Origin of the sequence: Myxococcus llanfairpwllgwyngyllgogerychwyrndrobwllllantysiliogogogochensis (genome assembly GCF_006636215.1) — a bacterium.
Classification (GTDB): Bacteria; Myxococcota; Myxococcia; order Myxococcales; family Myxococcaceae; genus Myxococcus; species Myxococcus llanfairpwllgwyngyllgogerychwyrndrobwllllantysiliogogogochensis.
In genome coordinates this window covers 39,416-59,984 of sequence record NZ_VIFM01000017.1, presented here as the reverse complement: position 1 = coordinate 59,984, position 20,569 = coordinate 39,416, and the positions used below count along the sequence as shown (strand labels likewise).

General features: G+C 67.1%; 20 protein-coding genes and 1 riboswitch. Of the genes, 12 read left to right on the top strand and 8 right to left on the bottom strand.

Annotated elements, in window-relative coordinates:
• The first annotated feature begins 3 nt into the window (after window positions 1-3).
• The 3 genes from FJV41_RS06545 (at window position 4) to FJV41_RS06535 (ending at window position 3,415) form a co-directional block, all read left to right on the top strand.
• Complete coding sequence (locus FJV41_RS06545; protein WP_141641546.1) at window positions 4-1,383, top strand: class I adenylate-forming enzyme family protein; 1,380 nt, start codon at window positions 4-6, stop codon at window positions 1,381-1,383.
• 169 nt (window positions 1,384-1,552) lie between these two features.
• Window positions 1,553-1,903, top strand: a complete 351-nt coding sequence (locus tag FJV41_RS06540) for a hypothetical protein (RefSeq protein WP_141641545.1) — start codon at window positions 1,553-1,555, stop codon at window positions 1,901-1,903.
• Between the two features lie 171 nt (window positions 1,904-2,074).
• Window positions 2,075-3,415: a hypothetical protein gene (locus tag FJV41_RS06535; RefSeq protein ID WP_141641544.1), complete on the top strand. Its 1,341-nt coding sequence runs from the start codon at window positions 2,075-2,077 to the stop codon at window positions 3,413-3,415.
• Window positions 3,416-3,477: 62 nt separating this feature from the next.
• Here the strand turns inward: FJV41_RS06535 and FJV41_RS06530 are convergent, their stop codons facing one another.
• A complete protein-coding gene (locus FJV41_RS06530) occupies window positions 3,478-4,017 on the bottom strand; it encodes a hypothetical protein (protein WP_141641543.1) in 540 nt (179 codons plus the stop codon).
• A gap of 228 nt (window positions 4,018-4,245) precedes the next feature.
• A riboswitch (S-adenosyl-L-homocysteine riboswitch) is annotated at window positions 4,246-4,315 on the top strand.
• Window positions 4,316-4,402: 87 nt separating this feature from the next.
• On the opposite strand from FJV41_RS06530, the gene ahcY reads away from it, so the two are divergent.
• The 4 genes from ahcY (at window position 4,403) to FJV41_RS06510 (ending at window position 10,045) form a co-directional block, all read left to right on the top strand.
• On the top strand, window positions 4,403-5,833 hold the full coding sequence (gene ahcY, locus FJV41_RS06525) for an adenosylhomocysteinase (protein ID WP_141641542.1): 1,431 nt from the start codon (window positions 4,403-4,405) through the stop codon (window positions 5,831-5,833).
• Between the two features lie 216 nt (window positions 5,834-6,049).
• Window positions 6,050-8,407 carry a patatin-like phospholipase family protein gene (locus FJV41_RS06520; RefSeq protein WP_246137041.1) on the top strand — a complete coding sequence of 786 codons (2,358 nt, stop codon included), beginning with the start codon at window positions 6,050-6,052 and terminating at the stop codon, window positions 8,405-8,407.
• Between the two features lie 34 nt (window positions 8,408-8,441).
• Entirely contained in the window at window positions 8,442-9,650 is a 1,209-nt protein-coding gene (locus FJV41_RS06515; protein ID WP_141641540.1) for an extracellular solute-binding protein, read from the top strand.
• 80 nt (window positions 9,651-9,730) lie between these two features.
• Window positions 9,731-10,045, top strand: coding sequence for a hypothetical protein (locus FJV41_RS06510; protein ID WP_141641539.1), 315 nt, complete (start codon window positions 9,731-9,733; stop codon window positions 10,043-10,045).
• A gap of 83 nt (window positions 10,046-10,128) precedes the next feature.
• On the opposite strand, the gene FJV41_RS06505 is transcribed toward FJV41_RS06510, so the two are convergent.
• Window positions 10,129-10,230: a hypothetical protein gene (locus FJV41_RS06505; protein ID WP_141641538.1), complete on the bottom strand. Its 102-nt coding sequence runs from the start codon at window positions 10,228-10,230 to the stop codon at window positions 10,129-10,131.
• Window positions 10,231-10,233: 3 nt separating this feature from the next.
• Window positions 10,234-11,796 carry a hypothetical protein gene (locus tag FJV41_RS06500; protein ID WP_141641537.1) on the bottom strand — a complete coding sequence of 521 codons (1,563 nt, stop codon included), beginning with the start codon at window positions 11,794-11,796 and terminating at the stop codon, window positions 10,234-10,236.
• 333 nt (window positions 11,797-12,129) lie between these two features.
• Here FJV41_RS06500 and FJV41_RS06495 point away from each other — a divergent pair, with 333 nt between their 5' ends.
• The 4 genes from FJV41_RS06495 to FJV41_RS06480 all read left to right on the top strand — a co-directional run bounded on the left by FJV41_RS06495 (window position 12,130) and on the right by FJV41_RS06480 (window position 16,203).
• Complete coding sequence (locus tag FJV41_RS06495) at window positions 12,130-13,512, top strand: hypothetical protein (protein ID WP_141641536.1); 1,383 nt, start codon at window positions 12,130-12,132, stop codon at window positions 13,510-13,512.
• 87 nt (window positions 13,513-13,599) lie between these two features.
• Window positions 13,600-14,544 (top strand): type 1 glutamine amidotransferase domain-containing protein, encoded by a 945-nt coding sequence (locus FJV41_RS06490; protein WP_246137040.1) that lies wholly within the window; start codon window positions 13,600-13,602, stop codon window positions 14,542-14,544.
• A gap of 34 nt (window positions 14,545-14,578) precedes the next feature.
• Entirely contained in the window at window positions 14,579-15,511 is a 933-nt protein-coding gene (locus FJV41_RS06485) for a helix-turn-helix transcriptional regulator (RefSeq protein ID WP_246137039.1), read from the top strand.
• A gap of 68 nt (window positions 15,512-15,579) precedes the next feature.
• Entirely contained in the window at window positions 15,580-16,203 is a 624-nt protein-coding gene (locus FJV41_RS06480; RefSeq protein WP_141641534.1) for a hypothetical protein, read from the top strand.
• Window positions 16,204-16,807: 604 nt separating this feature from the next.
• Here the strand turns inward: FJV41_RS06480 and FJV41_RS06475 are convergent.
• Together FJV41_RS06475 and FJV41_RS06470 are read right to left on the bottom strand one after the other, a co-directional pair.
• On the bottom strand, window positions 16,808-18,121 hold the full coding sequence (locus FJV41_RS06475; protein ID WP_246137038.1) for a M91 family zinc metallopeptidase: 1,314 nt from the start codon (window positions 18,119-18,121) through the stop codon (window positions 16,808-16,810).
• Window positions 18,122-18,191: 70 nt separating this feature from the next.
• Window positions 18,192-18,461 (bottom strand): hypothetical protein, encoded by a 270-nt coding sequence (locus tag FJV41_RS06470; protein WP_141641532.1) that lies wholly within the window; start codon window positions 18,459-18,461, stop codon window positions 18,192-18,194.
• A 33-nt stretch (window positions 18,462-18,494) separates the two neighbouring features.
• Here FJV41_RS06470 and FJV41_RS52100 point away from each other — a divergent pair, with 33 nt between their 5' ends.
• Window positions 18,495-18,635, top strand: coding sequence for a hypothetical protein (locus FJV41_RS52100; protein ID WP_181790444.1), 141 nt, complete (start codon window positions 18,495-18,497; stop codon window positions 18,633-18,635).
• Here FJV41_RS52100 and FJV41_RS06465 read toward each other — a convergent pair.
• The 3 genes from FJV41_RS06465 to FJV41_RS06455 all read right to left on the bottom strand — a co-directional run bounded on the left by FJV41_RS06465 (window position 18,620) and on the right by FJV41_RS06455 (window position 20,406).
• Window positions 18,620-18,901, bottom strand: coding sequence for a hypothetical protein (locus tag FJV41_RS06465; protein ID WP_141641531.1), 282 nt, complete (start codon window positions 18,899-18,901; stop codon window positions 18,620-18,622). The two genes, FJV41_RS52100 and FJV41_RS06465, sit on opposite strands and share 16 nt — an antisense overlap.
• 159 nt (window positions 18,902-19,060) lie before the next feature.
• Window positions 19,061-19,507 (bottom strand): lipocalin-like domain-containing protein, encoded by a 447-nt coding sequence (locus FJV41_RS06460; protein WP_141641530.1) that lies wholly within the window; start codon window positions 19,505-19,507, stop codon window positions 19,061-19,063.
• A gap of 56 nt (window positions 19,508-19,563) precedes the next feature.
• The gene (locus FJV41_RS06455; protein ID WP_141641529.1) at window positions 19,564-20,406 is read right to left on the bottom strand and encodes a hypothetical protein; all 843 of its coding nucleotides are present in this window, start codon (window positions 20,404-20,406) and stop codon (window positions 19,564-19,566) included.
• Between the last annotated feature and the right edge of the window lie 163 nt (window positions 20,407-20,569).

Sequence of the window (20,569 nt, the reverse complement as noted above, 5' to 3'; positions counted from 1 at the left end):
CTCATGAGCACCGCACACGCCTTCTCCCGCGCGGATGACACCCCTGCCCTCATCCTCGGCGAGGAGACCTGCTCCTTCGCCGCACTCCGCCGAGAGGTCGAGACCCTCAAGGCGGGCCTCGTCGACAGGCCGCGCGGTCTCGCCATCCTGCGAGCCCATCGGAGCCTCGGGTTCATCACCCGGTTCCTGGCCTTCTACGAGGCCGGCGTTCCACTGGCCGTGTTCGCGCCGGAGTGGACGGACTCGGAAGTCGAGGCGCGGAGAAGCGGCCTGGGGGACTGCTTCGAACTGGACGAGTCCCTGTCCGTCTCCTGGCGAAGCGGCCGAAGCGAGCCGCCCCATCACCCGGAGACAGCCGTCGTCCTGTTCACCTCCGGAAGCACGGGGGCGCCTCGGGCGGTACAGCTCTCCCGGAGGAACATCGAGGCGAACGTGGCCGCGGTCCTCGCGTCCCTCGACTTCGCGTCGGTATCCCAGCAGACGCTGTTCCTTCCGCTCTCCTACTCCTTCGGACTGCTCGGACAGTTGCTCCCCGCGCTGGCGGCGGGTGTCCCCACGTCCCTGCTCGGCAACCTGGTCGAACTCAAGCGGCTGCTCGACGAAGGGCGACTGCATGGAATGATCAGCGGAGTCCCCTCCCATCATGAGACCTTGCTGCGACTGCTCGGCGACGCACCCGCGCTCACGAAGGACGTCACCCACGTCGTCTCCGCCGGCGCGGCGCTGAACCTGGAGCTGCGCCAACGTCTGATGCGGGCCTTTCCCTCCAGCCGCGTCTACACCTGCTACGGCCAGACGGAGTTGGCGCCCCGGGTGCTCTGCCTGAGCAGCGACCACCCCGCGTTCCTCTCCACCGCCACCGGCTTCCCGGTCGGCTCGCTCACCGTGAAGCTCACCCCGGAGGGCGAGCTGTGCGTGCGAGGCGAACAGGTGATGTTGGGGTATCTGGGAGCACCTGAGGCCACCCGCGAGAAGGTCCGCGAGGAGGGCTGGCTACACACCGGCGACGTGGCGGAGCGAAGTCCCGAAGGGTTGGTGACGCTCCTGGGGCGCAACGATGACCTGCTCAAGATCGGCGGGGAACGACTGAGCCCTTTCGAAATCGAGGCGGCCCTGCGCGCCCTGCCAGGGGTGACGGACGCCGCCGTGTCGGGCCGCGAGGATGCCTTGTATGGAATGACACTGACGGCCTTCCTGCAATTCGAACCCGGCGCGCCCAGCCCTCTCAAGCGCGAGCTGCGGCAGGCCCTGCGTGAGCACCTGTCCCCGCACAAGGTCCCCACCGAGTTCTACCGGGTGGAAGAGCTCCCCCGGACGTCGAATGGCAAACTGCAACGGGGCCGACTGGCGGCGTGCCTGCAGCCCGAACAGCGCCTCGGCTGAGCATGACTGCCCGCACCCGTAAGCCCGCCCTTCCTCTCGGCCTCTCACAAACGCGCATCAACAACAAACACATCCAAATCCATCGAATTGACAGGACATTCGCGGAAACCTAGACAACTCACCGCCTCCTGGGACTTCACTTTCACCAGACAGGCGCGAAGGAGTTGTCATGAAGAGACATGTGATGTTGCTGGCCGTCCTCGGCATCCTGGGTTTCGGTGGCGCGGGCTGCGGGCCTGGGGAGGAGCCGCGGGAAACCCCCTCGGGGGAGACGACCGAGCAGGTGCCTGGGGAGGAGACCTCGTCCGAGGAGAACAACGTCGAGCAGTTCGCGCGCAACTGCAAGACGACCTGCTCGGGCATCACCGCCAGCGGTGGCACCTGTGGTGTCGTTGGCTTTGGCTCCACCACCTTCCTCGGCGGTTGCAAGAAGGCGTGTCGGTTCGCGCGTCAGGACGCCGATGCGAAGGCGGCGAGCTATGGCTGTCAGCTCACCCAGTGCAGTGACGCCTGCGGGTAGTTCACCGATGAGCACCTGAGCCGGACCTCGGTCAGGGGACAGCAGGCCCCTGGCTTGCCGTCCCCTGCCCCTCCAGAAGCCCCAATCACGCACCTCGAGGAAGCGCGCCGTGGGGCGCGGCGCCAGGCCGGACAGTGGGCGAGAACCTCGCCGCACCGTACAGTCCGGCGCGTGACGCATTCACCGAACGACCTGGCGGCACTCGCAGCCGATGCGACGGACACCTTTCGCCTGCGACTCGCCGAGGCGCTACGACACCAGGGCGACCCACGGGGCGAGTTCATCCAGGTGCAGTGCGCGCTCGCCAAGGCCGGGACGAAGGCCGCCGCGCCGACGCTTCGGGAGCGCGAGGCCTCGTTGCTCGCGGCACATGAGGCGACGTGGCTCGCGGAGCTCGGACTCCTGCCGGGGGACGCCGTGTTCGTGCGCGGGTTCGTGGACCGCGTCACCGTGGACGCAAGCCGCGCCTGTGGCGTCTACGCACGGCTCATCCGGATGGAGCCCGTTCGCGCCTTGAGTCTGCGCGTGGACCTTGGAGGCTCTGAAGCAGAGCTCTCCCTCGTCCTCGAGGAAATCCGTCGAGCCGGCCTCCCTCCGTCGCTGGAGCAGCTCACCATCGACCGGAAGAACTCCTGGGAGGACATCCATGACGATGCGCTCGAGCGTCGACGCCAGGACACGCGGACGCTCGGGCTCTCGTTGGACCTCCACGACTTCACCCGCCCCGACGCGGGGCTCGCGCTGCTGAGCATCGCGCTCACCTCCCCTGACACAGCGTCGCTCGAGTCACTCGGCATCAAGCTCACGGGCCTCGGGGCGAATCCGCTGGAAGAGCTCCTCGATGCCTTGGAGCGCGCGGGCCCTCGACCGTCGCTGCGTGAGTGGTCCCTGGAGTTCTCCAGTCCCAACGGGAAGGAGCGCATTCGCTGGGTCCAGCTGCACTCGCTCGCGCGCCTGCTGGCCCTGTACCCGAGGCTCCAGACCCTCGTGCTGCCCATGACGGAGCTTCACGCCGAGCACGTCGAGCATCCCGAGCTGCGTGAGCTCTCACTTCACTGGCTGGGGCACACACCCTGTGGCCCCTCGGACCTGTCGCAGTGGAAGCACGCGCCCGTTCCCAAGGGCACCGGGCTCCAGTTCCTGCGGGAGGCACGACTCCCGAAGCTCGAGCGACTGCACATCGATTTTCAGTACGAGTGGTACATCGCGTGGACCCCCGAGGACCTGGCGCCCCTCTTCGAGGCGAAGGGACTTGCCGCCCTCCGTCGGCTCGAGCTGCACAACTGCCACTTCGGCGATGTGTTGTGCCGCGAGCTGGTCCGCATCAAGCACGTCCAGTCGCTCGAGGTGCTCGACCTGACGGGAGCCATCCTGACCGACGAGGGCGCCGAAGCGCTCGCTCGCAACCGGGCCCACTTCCCGCACCTGACGCAGCTGGTCTGCGGTCCCTGGGGGCTCTCCGAGCCCGCCTGGAAGGACCTGGTGAAGCACTACCCCGTCGTCTCGCCCTGAAGCCCCGCGGGCCGCCAGGACCTCGTGTCGGTCCTGGAGCCCGTGAGGACGGCTGACGAGGGTCAGTCCCCCGTCGCCCGCACCGTGCCACCGCTCGCCCAGTGGTCCACGGCGGCGCGCGCGGCGGTCTTGTCGAGCAGCTCCTCGAGCAGCTTGGGGCGCGCGATTTCGTCCGGCTCGAAGACACCCAGCAGCGCCAGCTCCGGCTTGGCGTCGCCGTAGTGCTCCTCGCCCACGGTGAGGAAGCTCGGGGTGTAGCTCGCGCCAATCAGGCCGCTCACCAGCGGGGCGATCTTCAGCGACGCGCCGTGGGCATGCACCGGCCCGGCGGGAACGCCGTTGCCCTTGACGAGGCCAATGTCGTGCCCCAGGAACCGGACCTCGTACGCCCGCGAGTCATCCCAGTGGGGGACCTGCTCGATGACGAGCGTCAGGGTGCCCTCGGACTTGGGGCCGGCGTCCTGGTTCGCCTTCTGGATCTGCCCCTTCAGGGCCTCGAAGACCTCGGGAGCGAGGGCCGCCCAGCGGTCGCGCCGGGCATAGGCGGCCCGGATGTTCTCGTTGATGGCCTTCAGAGATGCTCCAGCGCTTTTCGACGGCATTGCGGCCCCTCGGGGTTGTTGGGAGGCGGCGATGGTGCCTCCCTGCTGGCGGCCCTGTCCAGAATCTCACGATTCCAGGAGGTCCACGCACCCACATGGAAGCGGGGTCCACCCCTTCAAGCCGCCTGGAGCCCTCCAGTGAAGGCGGCCGCGAGGAGGTCGCCGGCCTGCCCACCGGGGCGGCAATCTCCCTTTGAAATTCGCGGCGGCTTCTCGTAGTTTCCCCGCGACTTCGAGGAGTGTTGCGAGGCCTCTGGCCCCAGGCTCGAAGCGGAATACCCAACGGCACTCACCTGGACGCGTTGCTTGCGAGGGTGGGTCCGCTTTCAGCGGCTCGGCAGGTCCTCGCCAGCACGATTCGCAACCATCAGCAGGAGCCATTCTCATGACCGCCATTCCCCAGACCCAGAAGCAGGACCACGCCGTCGCCGACCTGTCGCTCGCCGCGTGGGGCCGCAAGGAAATCCGGATCGCCGAGAGCGAGATGCCCGCCCTCATGGCCATCCGCGAGGAGTACGCCAGGCAGCAGCCGCTCAAGGGCGCTCGCGTCACGGGCTCGTTGCACATGACCATCCAGACAGCGGTGCTGGTGGAGACGCTGCAGGCGCTGGGCGCCGAGGTGCGCTGGGCGTCGTGCAACATCTTCTCCACGCAGGACCACGCCGCCGCCGCGCTCGTCGCCGCGGGCACGCCCGTGTTCGCCCACAAGGGCGAGACGCTGAAGGAGTACTGGGACTTCACCCACCGCATCTTCGAGTTCGGGCCCGCGGGCAGCGACCACGAGGGTCCGAACATGATTCTGGACGACGGTGGTGACGCGACGCTGCTGATGCACCTGGGCAAGCGCGCGGAGAAGGACGCGAGCGTCCTCGCCTCGCCCCAGAGCGAGGAGGAGCGCGAGCTGTACGCCTCCATCAAGGCGAAGCTGGCCCAGGACTCGACCTGGTACTCGCGCAAGGCGGCGAAGATCCTCGGCGTCACCGAGGAGACGACGACGGGCGTGCACCGCCTCCAGGAGATGTCCGTGAAGGGCACCCTCCTGTTCCGCGCCATCAACGTCAACGACAGCGTGACGAAGAGCAAGTTCGACAACCTGTACGGCTGCCGCGAGTCGCTGGTGGACGGCATCAAGCGCGCCACGGACGTGATGGTGGCCGGGAAGATCGCCGTCGTCGCCGGCTACGGAGACGTGGGCAAGGGCTCCGCGCAGGCGCTGCGCGCGCTGTCCGCCCAGGTGTGGGTCACCGAAATCGACCCCATCTGCGCGCTCCAGGCCGCCATGGAAGGCTACCGCGTCGTCACCATGGACTACGCCGCGGACAAGGCGGACATCTTCGTCACCGCGACGGGCAACAAGAGCGTCATCACCCACGACCACATGGCGAAGATGAAGGACCAGGCCATCGTCTGCAACATCGGCCACTTCGACAATGAAATCGAGGTCGCCTCCCTGGAGAAGTACCAGTGGGAGGAGATCAAGCCGCAGGTGGACCACGTCATCTTCCCGAACAACAAGCGCATCATCCTGCTCGCCAAGGGCCGGTTGGTGAACCTGGGCTGCGGCACCGGTCACCCCAGCTACGTGATGTCCAGCTCGTTCGCGAACCAGACCATCGCGCAGATCGAGCTGTACTCGCACAGCGACAAGTACCAGGTGGGCAAGGTCTACGTGCTGCCCAAGCACCTGGATGAGAAGGTCGCCCGGCTGCAGCTGAAGAAGCTCAACGCGCAGCTCACCGAGCTGACCCCGGAGCAGGCCTCGTACATCGGCGTGGAGAAGAGCGGTCCGTACAAGCAGGACACCTACCGCTACTAATCCTCCGACCGGAGGACTCCTGCTGGAGCACGAACCCGTCCGGGTTTGAGCTCCAGCAGGCCGGTGTCCCGTCGAACACGTGCGCGGTCATGTGCCGCCGCGGGTTGAACGACCTCCGCTGGCGCAGCACCCCTTCGCGCCAGTGAAGTCGACGATGTGGCACCCCGTCAGGAAGCCAGATGCGCCCGGGACAGGGCGGGTCTACGTTGCCGGGCCATGGGTTCCGTCGCCGCCAGCGAGGCACGCGCCGCACCGGCCGTCGCCAGGCCCTCCCCGCCCATCCGCCCTTCCATGCGCTTCCCGCTCTCTTCGTCTCCGCTCGCCCTCGCGTGCGCGCTGCTCCTCGCTACCGCGCCGGCGAAGTCCCAGCCGATGGACCCGGAGGCCGCGCCCCCTTCGGCCGTCTCCCTCACCGTGAGCGGAGGCGTGTCCCTGGGTGTGTATGAAGCGGGCTTCCTGTACTACGCGCTCGCCTCGTCCCGGGGCAGTCAGCGCGTGGACCTCCGGCTGCTCACGGGCGCGTCCGCTGGCAGCCTGAACTCGCTGCTGGCGGTGCTGGCCGCCTGTGGCGTCGAGGCGCCCTCCCCCGAGAAGTCGCTGTTCTGGCGCACCTGGATTCCCATCGGGTTCGACCGCCTCTTCCTCCCGTCCTCGACGACGCCGCTCGGGATGTTCTCGCGGGAGTGGCTGGAGCGAGGAGCGGCCGGCATCGAAGAGGCCTGGAACCAGGGAGTCAGTCCCTCGTGCGACGTGGTGCTCGGCGTGTCCACCACGCGCGCGGAGCCTCGGGTCCTCTGGGCCGCGAATGGGCGCCTGTCGCTGCCACGCATCGAGGAGAAGTTCGCCATCCGCATCCAGGGCCGAGGCCCCGGAAAGGCCCCTCGCGCCACCAACTACACGACGCCCGGAAGTCGTCGCCTGGAGCCGCTGCTCGTCACCGATGCCCAGGGCGAAATCCCCTTCGAGCACCTGCGAAACCTCATCCTCGCCTCCATGTCGTTCCCGGTGGCATTCCCTCCGCACTCGCTGCCCACCTGCGAGTCGAACTCGTCCACCACCACGCCCGCGGTCTGCCCGCTGTCGGAGGCGAAGACCGCCCGGTTCATCGACGGAGGCATCTTCGACAATGCGCCGCTGCGGCTGGCCGTGGGGCTCGCGCGCGACGGGCTGCGGCCTGTCGACGGCAAGCTGAAGTGGCGCGATGTCCCCACGCCGGGGGTGCGCGACACCCCGAAGGGCATCGCCTTCGCGTTCGTCGACCCCGATGCCACCGAGTACCCCGTCCAGCTTCCCGCCGAGTCCCAGGCCGAGGCGGAGTCCCTGCCGGCCGAGTTGGCCGGGCTCGTCGCCGCCCTCGTGGACACGGCGCGCTCGAAAGAACTCTCGATGCTGCTCGAAGAAGAGCCCGAAATCGCCAGGCACCTCGTCGTGCCACGTCGGCACTTCCCCGCCGCGAGCGCGCCCCTCTTCGCCTTCCTGGGCTTCTTCGAGACCGAGTTCCGCACGTTCGACTTCTACCTGGGCATGTACGACGCCCGCAGGATGCTGGAGGACGTGAGCGCCGGCACGGCGCGCTTCGCGGACCCTCTTGGCGAGCCGACGGAAGAGCCCGGCGGGTGGGCGCCGTTCACCTGCATGCGCGCCGTCTATGACGGAGCCTCGGACGCCACGCGGGCGTGCCAGGGTGACGCCATGGCGGACTTCCGCGCGCTGCTGCAGGTGTCCCTGGACCAGCTCTACTTCGCGTGCAGCACCGCCCGGAAGCAAGCCGAGGGCACCACCTGGCGCAACCCGCACTGCGACCGCGCCATGGCGGGGCAGCCTCCGCCCCACGTCCCCGGCATCGCGCCGAGCCGTTGGCCGGACTGGAAGAAGGGCGCCACGGAGCCGGAGCTGGACTACTCGATGCGGCTGCTGGGTGCCTATGGGTTCCAGTTTCGCGACCTCGGCGTGGAGCCGGGGCGTGGAGACCTCGCCATCGTGCGCATCCGGGAGTCCATCGGGCGGGCCCTCCACCGGCTCACGTCCGCGCAGCCCGGCGCCGACAAGCAGGTGGTTGGCTTCGCGGGCAAGCTCGCCGCGGACAGCGTGGCCTTCGCCCCGCCGGACACCGTGCTGCATTTCACCATGGGCCCCACGCAGAGCGAGGTCGGCCTGAGCCTGGGGGCCTTCGCGTCGAGACTCCCCACGGGCCTCCGGTTCGCGAGCGCCGTCGGCTTCCGGGGCCTCGAGGACGTCTTCTCGTCGGGAGGAGGCGAGTCCTTCTCGGTGGCCCTCGTTGGAGGACTTGAGTACCGGCCCCGCACGGACCAGTCCTTCCTCGCGCAGAGCCGCTTCGGGCTGCGTGGCGGGTGGATGTTCAGCGCCAATGACAACTATGGGACCTCCGACTGCGAGGACCGCGGTGCCAGCCGGGTGACGGCCTGCTCGCGGCCCGTCGTCCAGGCCCTGGCGGGTATGGCCTTCCTGGAGCGGTTCCGCGTCCAGCTCGTCGGTGAGTGGTACCCGGGGTCCACGAACCGGAAGACGCTCTGGTCGATAGCCCCTGGCCTCGGTGTGGAAGTCGCGCTCTGATCTCTCCCTCACAGCGCCCAAAGGAAGCCACGCCATGCATTGGAGAGCCCTGCTCTGCCCTGTCGTCCTCGTCCTCGGTGCGTGCTCGGAATCACCCGACCCCACGCCCACCCCGCCTCGTCCGCTGAAGGCCGTCCTCTTCCCCTACATCCCAGACGCCGCCGGAGATGGCTTCGCGAGCCTCAAGCAGCGGCTCGAAGCCGACTTCGAGCGGGCGAACTCGGACATCGACCTGGACATCGTGTTCGACTCACAACTGGACCTCTATGACCTGGATGAAGGCGGCGCGCTGAACCAGCTCCTCGGCCCGGGCACGGGCGCCGCCCAGGTGGTGGAGGTGGACACGTTGATTCTCGGCTCGCTCGCGTCGAAGGGCTGGATTCAGCCAGTCCCCATGCAGCCGGGCGTCTCACATCCCGCCGCCGAGGAGGCCGTGCGCATCTCCGGTGAGGACTATGGCGTCCCCACCTATCTGTGCACCTACGTCGTCTATTCGCGCAGCCCCCAACTCCAGACGGCCACGGATGGAGCGTCGCTCGTCCAGATTCTGGGCGAGGTGTCCCCTGGCAAGCGCCCGCTCGCCGTGAACTTCGACGGGAGCTGGACGCTGCCCTCCTCGTACCTGGATGCCTGGGCGGACACGCACCCTGGCACCGCGCTCGCGAGCGCCATCACCCTGCCGCTGGACTCGCCCTCCGTGGCGTCCTTCAAGACGGTCGTCGACAGCTGCGCGCTCGAGCAGGGTGTCAATCCGTGTCTGGATGGCACCTACGACTCGAACACCGTGGCGGAAGAGGCCTTCGCGACGGAGCAGGCCAATGGCTTCATGGGCTACACCGAGCGGCTGTTCTTCATTCGCCAGGCCCGGCCCTCCCAGCCGCTCCCGCAGGTCATCTCCGTGCCGCTCGGCACCGGCTCGGCTCCGGCGGTCTTCGTGGACGCGCTGGTGCTCAACGCGAACTGCACCGGGACTTGCGCACAGGATGCCCACGCCTTCACCGAGTTCATGAGCGACCCCGAGGTTCGCCGCCTGATTGCCTTCAGCGAGGACGCTCCCGCAGGCACCTCTCCGCGCTACCTGCTCCAGGCCAACCGCGCCTTCTACCAGCAGGAGCCCGCGCGCTCCGACCCCATGTATCAGAAGTTCGAGCCGCTCCTCAGCGGGGCCCGGCCCTACCCCAACCAGGGCTTCCCGGAGAACAGGAAGGCGCTTCAGACAGCGTTGCTGGAAGACTTGCGGTAGCACGCGAAACGGGAGGAGAAGGTGCCCGTTTCACCTTCGCCTGTCGTATTCTCGTGGACCCCTTCTTCTCCGAGTCCCCCATGCGACTGACTGTTCTGAGCTTGCTCTGCCTCATGTTCACCCCTGGCTGCGGGTCCGACGTCCCGAAGTCCTCGCTCGCGGCCTGCTCGTTCACCGACAAGTGCGCGAGCGCCGAGGAGGTTTGCTACGTCAGCCAGGTCTGTGGCCCGCCCGCCTCGAACGGGGAGTCGCTGTGCCAGCAGGAGACGGGCGACCGCAAGTGTCACCGCCGCTGCCAGGACGATGACGCCTGCGGGTCTGGCGAGTCCTGCGAGACGGTCCGCTGGGTCCAGCGGACGGACATACTGACCGACACCACCCTCTGCATCAAATAGCAGGAGGCGCGACGTCTCACTTTTGGTGAGCGACAGAGGGGCTGAGGACTCAGGTCCCCAGCCCCTCAACTGCTCACGGCCACTCAGGGCTGGCCGAGGTTCGTCCAGGTGTTGGTGGCGGGGTTGTACCGCTCGATGGAGTCGTTGAGGTTCGTGGCGAGGAGGTAGCCGCTCCAGCGCCCCACCCCTCAGGGGCCGCAGGGCGATTGCATGTCCAATCCCATGTCCAGGTAGGCGCGGGCACCGCTGTTCCAGAACTTCTTCATGACGTGCTCCGCGTTGGGCATGGAGTGGCCCACTCCACACACATCCACCTTGATGGCCCCTGAGTTGGAATTGAAGTCAGCCTGGTCCAGGAAGTCCAGGTTGGGGTCCGTGGAGGACATGTGGCAGGTGCGGCAGTAGGGCTTCACGACGCCCCGATAGAGCCCCAGCCCCTTCTGCTTGGTGTTCTTCCAGTTCGGAGGCACGTAGGTGTCGTTGGCCACCGCCGTCACATCCCAGACGGGCTTGGGCTCGTAGGTGCCCTCGATGAACTCGCGGATGCCGTCGGTGGGCCCCGTCAGGGTCACCAGATGGTTGAGGCGCCGCAGGGCATCCGCCTGGGCCGCGTGGGTGAAACCCGCGGCCGTGGAGTAGCGGAAGCTGAAGACATCGAACGGGAGGAACTGCGCCTGTCCCACCACGGAGTTGGTGGCCGCGTTGTAGTTCGCCTTGATGCCATGGCAGGACAAACAGTTGCCGGGCACGAAGGTGTTGAACCCGGTGTTGTCGAGCTGCGCCGCGGGCGTCAGGAAGCCCGCGGCGTCGTAGACCATGAACTTCACGCTGTTGGGGGAGCCAGCCGGAGGCGTGAAGGTCATGGCCACGGTGGCGAACGAGTTCGTCCGGGCCACGGCGTCCTGAAGGGCGGACGCGGAGCTGCCGCCGAAGACCGGCTGGCCATTGAGCACCCCGTAGTTCTTCACATAGCAGGCAAGGCCCACCATGGACGGGGGGACGCCGAACGACTTGCAGTGCATCTCACGACCCAGCCCCAGGTCACCATCGTTGTAGTAGGTGGCCGTGACGTCGCCGCTGGCGAAGCCAAACGTGGCGCGAAAGGCATCCAGCGTCTCCGGCGCTTGGATCTGGTCGTAGTACTCCTCCGTCTCGGCGGTGCCCAGCCCGGGCGACTTGCGGCCCAGGAATTGGGGCCGCTCCGCGACAGGCCTGTCGACGGGATTGAGCCGCGTGGACACCAGCGCGGAGCGGTTGATGCCCAGGCCCTGGCACTCGGTGCCGATGGTCGACCAGGGCTGGGTGGCGTTCTGGGCGAAGCAGTCCGGGTAGGTGATGTCGTCGAACGTGTAGAGGACCGTCTGCCCATCCGGGTCCATGGCGATGGCGCGCACCTTCACCAGTCCTCCCGAGGGCCAGCGTGGCGCGAAGAGGAAGTTGGGGACGGGCGCGGCCGTGACACTCCAGTGGAAGAGCGGCTCGGGCCGGTTGACGTGGGTGGGCGTGGTGGTGGTGATGGCCGTGGCGAACTGCTGCCAGTGGGACTCCACCGCCGGGTCCAGGTCCGGGGCCCTCAAGACCTGGAGGGAGATGGGCGTGCTCGGCTCGGGGTAGTAGCCCTCGAACAGGAACGTCTCTCCAATCACCGAGTCCCCGGTGGTGGTTCCATTGTGAGGGCCCGTCATACAGCCCGAGGTGGCCAGCAGCGTCAGACAGGACAACACGAGGCGCCGGAACGAGAGCGGCGGCATGGTCGGAGCTCCTTCGCGGGAAGGCGCCCGAAATGGGGCACTTCCCCCCGAGGAGAACGGCCACCCTCCGAAAATCCCCTCACCCCGGCGGAGCGATTTCTCACGAAGGCGCCAGCGCGCCCCTCCACGTCCTGACTCGCGTACCTCCAGGACGCGTCCGCGTCCACGTCGAACGCGGCCTGCGGGGACACGGGGGTCTTGCCGACACCCCACGAGCGACACCGCTCGGAGCGTGGCCCTGGCGGACTCCCGGCACGGTGGCTGCAATCGAGGCTTCCGTGACGCACCCACCCGGGCACGGGGCTCCCCCACGCTCGACGATTGTGAGCCCGCATGATCATCAAGTGCAAAAGGTGTCATGAGAACACCTTCGTCTTCGAGTTCGAGAGCAAGAAGATGTGCAGGAGATGCATCCGCCTCGTCGCCCGGGGCCAACCCACGAAGGGCAAGTTCAAATACGCGGACAACAAGCTCGATCACCACAAGCAACGGGTCCAGAAGGTCGACATGCGGGTCAGCGGCATCTCGAAGACCCGGCACACGCTCCGGCGCACCCAGTCCGCCATGACGTTGTCAGAGGTCTCGGGGTCGGGCTCCGGGCAGGGGATGATTGAGGAGCCCACCACCGTCGACGACACGGCGCCGTATATCCCGCCCAGCGTCATGCGACTGCAATGCATGACGCTCTTCATCCCCTTCGACGCGGGGAACAACTTCTACAAAACCAATGCGAAGAAAGGGACCTTCCAGGCGGACTTCATCCCCCAGCGAGACAACCACTTCGCATCGACGTCGGCTCCGACGACCTCCAGGGCCCTCTCCTCCCTCAACACCAGTGTCTATCCCGGTCAGCAGGTCTTCGAGGCCAGGTCGACTCCCATGACGCCCACGCAGATCGAGGGCAGCTACGACAACATCGTCCTCAAGCACATCATGGCCTGCACGAACTCGTCGGAATGGAAGCGGGTCCATTCCGCCAGTCCCATCGACCTGCATGTCCAGTTGAGCAGGCTCTGTCCCGAGGTCATCTTCCTCTCGGAGGAGCTCAAGGACGCCCCATTCCCCAAGGTCCTTCAGCCCTGCCCGGAGCTCAGGTACCGGAAGATCGGCAGCATCAAGGACATCCTCGGTCCCGACGCCGGCGTCGACGCGAAGAACGAGATTGCCGCCTACGCCCTGGTGGACGAGAAGTTCATGTCACATGTCCTGTACGATGCGAAGGTCCTCTTCCGACAAGGCGTCAAACACAAGGAGAAGTGGCTCTGCGTCCAGAAGATCAGTCCCGAGTTCCAGGTCCATATCGATATCGCGGGCGTCCACCTGGATGCCGGATACACGGGCTTCACCTCCGACACCAAGAAGCAGCAGGCCCTCGCGGCGGTAGGCGAGTTCGCGCGCCAGAACGATATCGACGCGCTGCTGGGTGACCTGAACATGGACTCATTCGAGCTGAACGGAGGGTTCTTCCCGAATCAGTTCAACTTCACGACGCTCGCGGACAACACCGTCAAGCCCACCTACACCCTGTCGCATTCCAATACCAATTCGCAGAACAACTACATGGGTGGGTTGATCGCCAACACCGATCAGGTTGAAACCGAAGCCATGAACCTGAGAGGCGAAGACACGGTGTCGCTGTCCCGAACGCTGGATGGGAAGTTCTATTCAGACCACCCGGCCATCATGGCGAACTACTTCAAGTCCTTCCACGGCTGAGGCAGGCCGCGGATTGGCGCATTCGTTCAAGCCCGCTCGCGCTCGCGCTCCTACCCTGGCGATGAAGTTGTCACCAGGAGGACCCGCATGGCAGCGCCCGGCCCAATCCAGACTCCCGCCTTCCGCGTTGGAAGGACCTCGACGTGGTGGCTCGCAATCCTCTCGCTCGCGGTCGTCGGCGGGGCGTGTGGCTGCGCGACGACGCCCACGCGCCACCTCGTCTTCCCCTCCACCCCCCTCTCGCCAGCAGAGGTCCGCGCACCTGGGACGGTGCTGATGGTCCTCTCCGCCGCGTCCGAGCAGCAGCTCGCGGACGGCTCCAGGCGTCAGACGGGGGTGTTCTTGAACGAGTTCTACGAGCCCTATCGGGCGCTCGTCGACGCGGGCTACACGGTGGTGCTCGCGACGCCGGGGGGACGGACGCCCGCGTTCGACCCGGAGGGACAGAAGCCGTCGTACTGGAAGGAACGTCCCGAGGCGCTCGCTGAAGCGCAGGCCCTGGTGGCGAAACTTCCAGAACTGCTCGCACCGCTCCCGCTGTCCGAGGTCCGCACTCGCGCGGAGGCGTTTCAGGCCATCCTCGTGCCGGGAGGACAGGGCGTCATGGTGGACCTGCTCCACGACACGGACCTGCACGGACTGCTCGTCGACTTCGGGGCCACCGCCCGTCCCGTGGGGCTCGTCTGCCATGCGCCCGCGCTCCTCTCGCGCCTGCCGGCCGGGCAGAGCCCCTTCGCGGGGCGGCGCGTCACCTCCGTGTCCGGCTTCGAAGAGTGGTACATCGAGACGTTCGTCATGGGCGCACGCGCACAGGTCCGAGGCATCGGAGAGCAACTCGACGACGCCGGCTATCACCATGAGACGGCGTTCCCGGGCCGCTCGCGCGCCGTGCGCGACTGCAACCTGGTGACCAGCCAGAACCCCTTCTCTGGCGGGGACTTCAACACGCTCTTCCTCGCCGCGCTCAGTGACTGGCGCAACGCGGGGCGGTGCGAGCTGGCGACGAGCGTGGCTCCGGACACTTCTCCATGACCCGGGGCCGCTGACGATGGAGGACCAAGGCGTCATGACGAGCCCGGCCCTGAGCGCCGTGCTGAAGGCGGCCGTCGCTCGTGACTACCCGGAGATCGCCACGCAAGGGCGGGACAAGGTCGACATCCTCCAGGCCGTCATGGATGCCCATGGGTGGCGCCCGGTGCTGGAGCTGGGCCGCGAGCTTCGGACGCTCTCATCGCACCCCGTCTTGCGAGCCCTGGGCGCGGGGCAGACGCCCCGACACACCGTGGAACGATGGAGCACGCTCGAGCGCTTCATGCACTCCCGGCACCGCACGCGGCTCGTCGAGCATGACCAGGCCCGTGCGCGAATGACGCTGCGACACGTGGCCATCGACGGCGGGAAGATTCGCGTCGTCAACGACCTGTTCATCTGGGGCGTCCTCGTCGCCATCCTGGAGACCGCGGGCTTCACGGGGCTGACCGTGTCCCTCGAGTCCGTCGTCATTTACGGAGGGGCCTCACGCCCCAGGATGCTGCCCGAGGTGACGGACCTGGCGACCTTCTCGTGGAAGCCCACCCGACAGGCCCCGCCACCCGCCAGCGAGGCGCCGGGGACGGCGGAGCCACAGGAGGTTCGCGGCCGGCTCCAGAAGCTCATGGGCGAAGACCTGCTGCATCCCTGGACACTCGAGGAGAGCGCGCAGCGACTCACCCTGTCCCGTCGCACACTTCAACGCGCCTTGCGGCAGGAAGGCACGACGTTCTCGGAGATGCTGCAACGCTCCCGGGTCGACGCCGCGCATGCGCTGCTGGGAGATTCGGGGCTGACGCTCACGGACGTCGCGTTCTGTACGGGCTTCTCCGACCAGGCGCACTTCTCGCGGACGTTTCGCAAGTACAACGACGTTCCTCCCTCGGCGCTGCGCGAGCTGGTGCGCTCCACCGGCTCCACGGCACGAGGCAAGTCCCTGGTCCTCGCGCGCCAGCGCTCACCGCGCTGATGTCATGGGTGCGTCCAGGGATGCGTCCGGACGGGCGCATTCCCCACCGACACCCAAGGAGCCACGCCATGACCGACCATCTGCGACCTGAACCCGGGTCCTTCTCCCAGACTTCATCATCGTCCTATGAATCGGAGCTCGCGCGCCTCCTGATTCCGAACACCTCCTGGACGCTGCTCCTGGTGAGGATGCCTTCGTTTACTCCCGAGGAGGCGGTCTACATCCACGAGAAGTGGCCCGGTCCTCGCGTCATCGCGACCCGGATGGAGTCGATGCTCTGGCCCATCGTGAGAGACGCTTCGCGAGACACGGGAGGAACGCGGGCCTTGCCTTCGGTCGAGGTGGTCAGCGCTCCCATCGAGCCTCCACTGCTCGAGGCCCTGAAGCGACTCTGGAACGCCGCGCTCCTCAGGACGCGCTTCCCGCCCAAGGCCCATGTCTATCTGGACGGAACCAGCTACCACCTCGGCGCTTTCTGCCGCGGGGTGGGGAGCTTGACCGGACGGACCTGGAGCCCGCCGCCCGCCTCCCGCATGGCGGGACTGGTCGACATCGGAGAGAAGCTGACGCGCTACGCGCGGGGGCCCGAGGAACAGCGCGCGAGCATCGCCGACGCGCTCATTGAAGAGAGCGCCGACCTGCTCCAACGGTTCGAATCCGAGGATGCCTTTGGGGGCCCGGCGCGGGGATAAGGAGGCGGTTGAACGGACAGGCCCCTGGGGCCAGTTGTCAGGGATGGCCCAATGATGATTCGTTGCGGCCCGGGTCGCCCGTGCGCCCCACAGGGGGAGTCCATGATGCGTGGCAGCCAGGTGCGTTGCGTCCTTGAAATGGGCTGTTGTGTCTGGTGTTGCTGATGAGTTGCTCCGGGCCGGTCCCCGAGCCCGGCCCCGTGCTCCCCGCCACGCTCGACGGTCATCAGCGAGACCGCGGCGCCCCACTGCGCCATTTCACGCGTGCGCGTTCGCAAGGACGACCGCTTCCCCACGGAGTGCCAGTCCTCTCCATCGGGAGCGGAGATCTCCTACTCCTACTCCGTCGCCTCGGACTGCAGGCTGTGCGGTGAAGGGGGCTGCCAATCGAATCCCGCGCCCACCTGGCTGGGCGTGCCATTCGCGGTCGGGCAGAGCGAGGCGGTGGTGGACCTCTCACCCTCCAGAGGAGCTCAGCTCTGCTGGAAGGCGACGGTTCGCAGTCCGAACTTCTCGTGCCAACCGGAGATCTTCAACGTGGACGTGGCTACGAGGTCAGCCTCGTGCCCTGAGCCACGGCCTCCTCCGCGTGACGCCTCGCCCGTCAGTACTCCGGGCGGGGCGTCAGCCCGAGCTGCTCCCTGAGCTTGTTCTCGGTGGGGTGCGAGGGCCGGATGTCGGGCGTGCTGGCGTCGCCGTCGTGGTCATAGGGCAGCCCCACCGCGGCCAGCTCGCGGTTGTTCACGCCGTCCGTCTCTCCCGGTGCGCGCGTCCCCGTGGCGTAATTGTAGCCATGCACCAGCTCGTGGAAGAGCGTGGTGACGGGGGGCTTCACCTGCCAGGACTCGTCCCCCTCGTAGTACTCCGTGTCGGTGGGATTGTATCTGATGGTCGCGTCCGAGCCCGGCCCCGGCGTCCCATCGGGCCTCAACCACGAGTCGTCGTCGTTGGTCGGAGAGGCCGAGTCTCCACCCGAGGTCTCCCGGATGGTGGTCGACCTGCCACTGGCATCCAGCCCCGAGAGCAGCTCCCGTCCCACCGGGAGGGATTCCAACGCCTCCAGGTCCGACTGCACACGCGCCTGGAAGTTCGCATCCCCCTTCACCGTCACCGACGTGCCCACGTCCTCGCTCAGGTCCACCGTGGTGACGGTGTCCTGGCGCGAGCGCGCCACGGTGTCGTTCTTCTGCGAATAGACCTCATCGCGCCCGGAGCCGCCGTCAATGGCATCCTTGCCGGCCCCTCCCGCGAGCACATCGCTCCCCGAACCGCCGGCCAGCGTGTCATTGCCCCGCCCGCCAATCACCTGGTCCTTGCCAGAGTCGCCCTTGAGGCTGTCATCGCCACGGCCGCCATCCAGGTAGTCCCGCCCCGCCCCGCCGCTCACGGCATCATTGCCGCCCAGGCCATACACCACGTCCCGGCCATCTCCGCCCCGGATGGAGTCATCACCCGAGCCACCCTGGAGATAGTCATCTCCCTTTCCGCCATGGATGGCCACGCCCGTCGTCACGTTGACGTCCACGGTAATCTTGTCGTTTCCGTCGCCGCCCTTGATGACCACATTCTCGGCCTGCTCCGCCGTGAGCTGGATGGTCGAGCTCCCGCTGGTGATGGTCAGCCCGCCCTTGGGGCCCTGGGAGACGGTCGCCGTGTCGTCCCCCGCGCCAAGGTTCACCACCGTCCGTCCGGACCTGTCCTCGCTGACGGTCGGCGGGGTCGCGCTCGATTTCGCGCGAGGCGCGCCCGTCAGGTCCGGGCCAGACCTCCGCTGCGCCGCATCAAAGGAGTCTCGCGCGAAGGAACTCGCCGGCTTCGCGGCCTGAGGGAGGACCGGCTTCGGCTTCGCCAACTCGGCCTTCGGCGAGGACAAGAACGGCTTGGCGAGGACCTTCGCGGCGACCTTGGTACCGGACATGGAGGTGCTCCTCGGGGACGGAGAGACCTCTCCTACGGCGCGAGCATGAAAGCGGTTACACCCACGCACTTCAGGGGTGGCGGGTCCAGGGGTAGATGCGATAGCCCTGCCCGCGCGGAAGCTGCTCGATGGTGACGACATGGTCCTCCGTGCCCGTGTGACGCACGCGGTAGATGACCGTCTCGTCGCGTCCCGCGTGGTGCTGGAAGACCCCTTGGAGTTCGTCGCCATGGACGACCCGGTAGCCGGCCCTGGAGCCGTCGATACCGTCGTCGAACTTGTATTCGGAAGACTGTCGTTCGAGGCCCTCAAACACCTCGGTGACCCAGGCGCGAGTCATCCCGCAAGCGTACCCGGCTGGAGAGCACGGGTCATGCGCGGCGAGACGCCGGACGTGCTCGTAGCAGGAGTCTCCCGCGAGGGGCGGCGTGAGGGGCTCCTGCTCGGCGTGACACGCGAGCAGGAGCAGGCACAGCGGAAGGAGCGCGGCGCGCCGGCTCAAGGAGCGCAGTAGGCGATGCGCTCCTGGGTGTAGCGGCCCCGCTGCTCGCCGAACTTGTTGAGGATATCGGGGCAGTCGCAGTACTCGCGGCCGACCTCGATGTTGTTCACATACCAGTAGCGGTTGAAGGCGCGCGTCCCGTCACACGCCCAGATGAGGGCCTGCTCGGTCGACTCGATGACCTCCGACCCGTCCACGGACAACTCCTCGGGTGCACCACCACAACCACTCAGGACCAGCGCGACGACACAAGCCAACTTCGCGGGCTGCTTGAACATTTTTCGGCTCCCATCCAGTGAAGGTATCGCCGAACGCATCTATCACAGGAGCAACTGGATTTCGAGCCAGTCCTGTTATCCCCGCGTGAAACATATCCAGGCTCACGCGACGACAAAGCCGCCAGGGCAGGAATCCCTGGGGCTCCGCCGCCACGGGGCTCAGGTGGACGAGGGCGTCAACCTGCGCCATTCCAGGACGACCACGGCCTGGCGGCCCCCAAACGCGAGAGGCTCGGTGCGCAGGAAGAGCCGATGGCCATCCAGGACGGCCTTGCGTCGCTGCACGGTCCCCATCCAGTTCGGAAAGAGGCTGCCCTGGATGTGGTGAGAGACCGTGTCCGTCTCCTCGTCGACCTCGTAGGTCCCGAAGTACACGGCGGCTCCGTCCAGCGCGGCCTTCGCTTCCTTCTCCTGGCTCCCCAGCAGGTCCGCGGACTGGAAGCGGGCGCGGTCGCCCCGCATCAACTGCACCGACATGTTTCCATGTTTGTCATACATCAACATCCCCAGGAACTGATGCCCGAAGGGATGGGCCCTGCTGCCATCGGGGAGGAGGCTCGCCAGGGATACGAGCTGCCAGGTGCCGACAAGTCCATCCTTGAGCATCGGTTCATCTCCTGCGGGGAAGGTTGAACGGCCATGCGGGCTGATTCAGCGGCGCCTCATCCATGCGAGTCGGGTCGCGCCTCGAGATGAAATGCAGCCAGGTGCTTGCCCTGGCCATTCTCCGCGGTGAGCTTGAACTGGCCGGCCGCTTCGGCGATGCAGTTGAACAGCATGGGCTCCCCCGGGAGCGGCACGTCCTTGCAGGTGGCCAGACACTTGCTGATTCGATAGGCATCGAAGCCAGGGAAGTGACGCAGCAATGAGAACGCATTCCCCGCCAGGAGGGACAAGGGACAGAGCGCCCGCACATCGAAGTGGCCAGCGAAGTCCTCGCGGGGAAACCCCTCCAGCCAGGCCCGCAGCACCTCACCGGGCTTCGTCCATTCCAACTTCATCGGCCTCACGGGGTCCCTGTAGGGACTGGGCTGACCAGGGGCCCGCGCGGCCACCGGTGCCGTATCAGCCCCCTTGATGGCCACGAACGCCGACTCGGGAAGGGCAATGCACTCCCCATCCATGACCGCGTAGCGCTCGCCATTCTCCGTGAAGCACGTCGTGGTCGCCTTGAAGTAGGGGAACTGCTTGCGCTGTTCAATCCGCTCCACGCGCCCCACGCAGTGAAAGGAGCCCGACGTGGTCGCCTGGATGGGGAGCACCTGGAGGTCCGCCCTGGCGGCGAGATAGTAGTGCCTGCCCTGACTGGGATTCGCCGCGGCACAGGTCAGCACTCCGTGGACCGCCAGGGTGCGAAGCGCCTCCGAACAGCTCATCAACGTCGTTTCGCCGTATCGCTGCTGCTCCGGCTTGAAGCGGCTGTGCAGCACGCCATTGTCCACGACCAGGTCGTGGACATGGACATACGGCGCGGATTCCCCAATGAGGTCGAGTAGATTCGCCATCGAGTCCAGCCTTTCGTGTTCACACCCTGTCATTGGCAACATGTCCAGGAGGTGCATCTCAAGCCAATTGGACCCAGGTCGAATGCGACATCATTCCCAGACAAGCCCACCACCCGCACCCTGCGGGCAAGCGAATGCCACGCATTGGCCCGCATCGACAAAC

Coding starts and splice junctions, on each gene's coding strand:
- FJV41_RS06545 (WP_141641546.1), top strand. CDS start 4: ATGAGCACCGCACACGCCTTCTCCCGCGCGGATGACACCCCTGCCCTC.
- FJV41_RS06540 (WP_141641545.1), top strand. CDS start 1,553: ATGAAGAGACATGTGATGTTGCTGGCCGTCCTCGGCATCCTGGGTTTC.
- FJV41_RS06530 (WP_141641543.1), bottom strand. CDS start 4,017: ATGCCGTCGAAAAGCGCTGGAGCATCTCTGAAGGCCATCAACGAGAAC.
- ahcY (WP_141641542.1), top strand. CDS start 4,403: ATGACCGCCATTCCCCAGACCCAGAAGCAGGACCACGCCGTCGCCGAC.
- FJV41_RS06520 (WP_246137041.1), top strand. CDS start 6,050: ATGGGTTCCGTCGCCGCCAGCGAGGCACGCGCCGCACCGGCCGTCGCC.
- FJV41_RS06515 (WP_141641540.1), top strand. CDS start 8,442: ATGCATTGGAGAGCCCTGCTCTGCCCTGTCGTCCTCGTCCTCGGTGCG.
- FJV41_RS06510 (WP_141641539.1), top strand. CDS start 9,731: ATGCGACTGACTGTTCTGAGCTTGCTCTGCCTCATGTTCACCCCTGGC.
- FJV41_RS06500 (WP_141641537.1), bottom strand. CDS start 11,796: ATGCCGCCGCTCTCGTTCCGGCGCCTCGTGTTGTCCTGTCTGACGCTG.
- FJV41_RS06495 (WP_141641536.1), top strand. CDS start 12,130: ATGATCATCAAGTGCAAAAGGTGTCATGAGAACACCTTCGTCTTCGAG.
- FJV41_RS06490 (WP_246137040.1), top strand. CDS start 13,600: ATGGCAGCGCCCGGCCCAATCCAGACTCCCGCCTTCCGCGTTGGAAGG.
- FJV41_RS06485 (WP_246137039.1), top strand. CDS start 14,579: ATGACGAGCCCGGCCCTGAGCGCCGTGCTGAAGGCGGCCGTCGCTCGT.
- FJV41_RS06480 (WP_141641534.1), top strand. CDS start 15,580: ATGACCGACCATCTGCGACCTGAACCCGGGTCCTTCTCCCAGACTTCA.
- FJV41_RS06475 (WP_246137038.1), bottom strand. CDS start 18,121: ATGTCCGGTACCAAGGTCGCCGCGAAGGTCCTCGCCAAGCCGTTCTTG.
- FJV41_RS06470 (WP_141641532.1), bottom strand. CDS start 18,461: ATGACTCGCGCCTGGGTCACCGAGGTGTTTGAGGGCCTCGAACGACAG.
- FJV41_RS52100 (WP_181790444.1), top strand. CDS start 18,495: ATGCGCGGCGAGACGCCGGACGTGCTCGTAGCAGGAGTCTCCCGCGAG.
- FJV41_RS06465 (WP_141641531.1), bottom strand. CDS start 18,901: ATGTTCAAGCAGCCCGCGAAGTTGGCTTGTGTCGTCGCGCTGGTCCTG.
- FJV41_RS06460 (WP_141641530.1), bottom strand. CDS start 19,507: ATGCTCAAGGATGGACTTGTCGGCACCTGGCAGCTCGTATCCCTGGCG.
- FJV41_RS06455 (WP_141641529.1), bottom strand. CDS start 20,406: ATGGCGAATCTACTCGACCTCATTGGGGAATCCGCGCCGTATGTCCAT.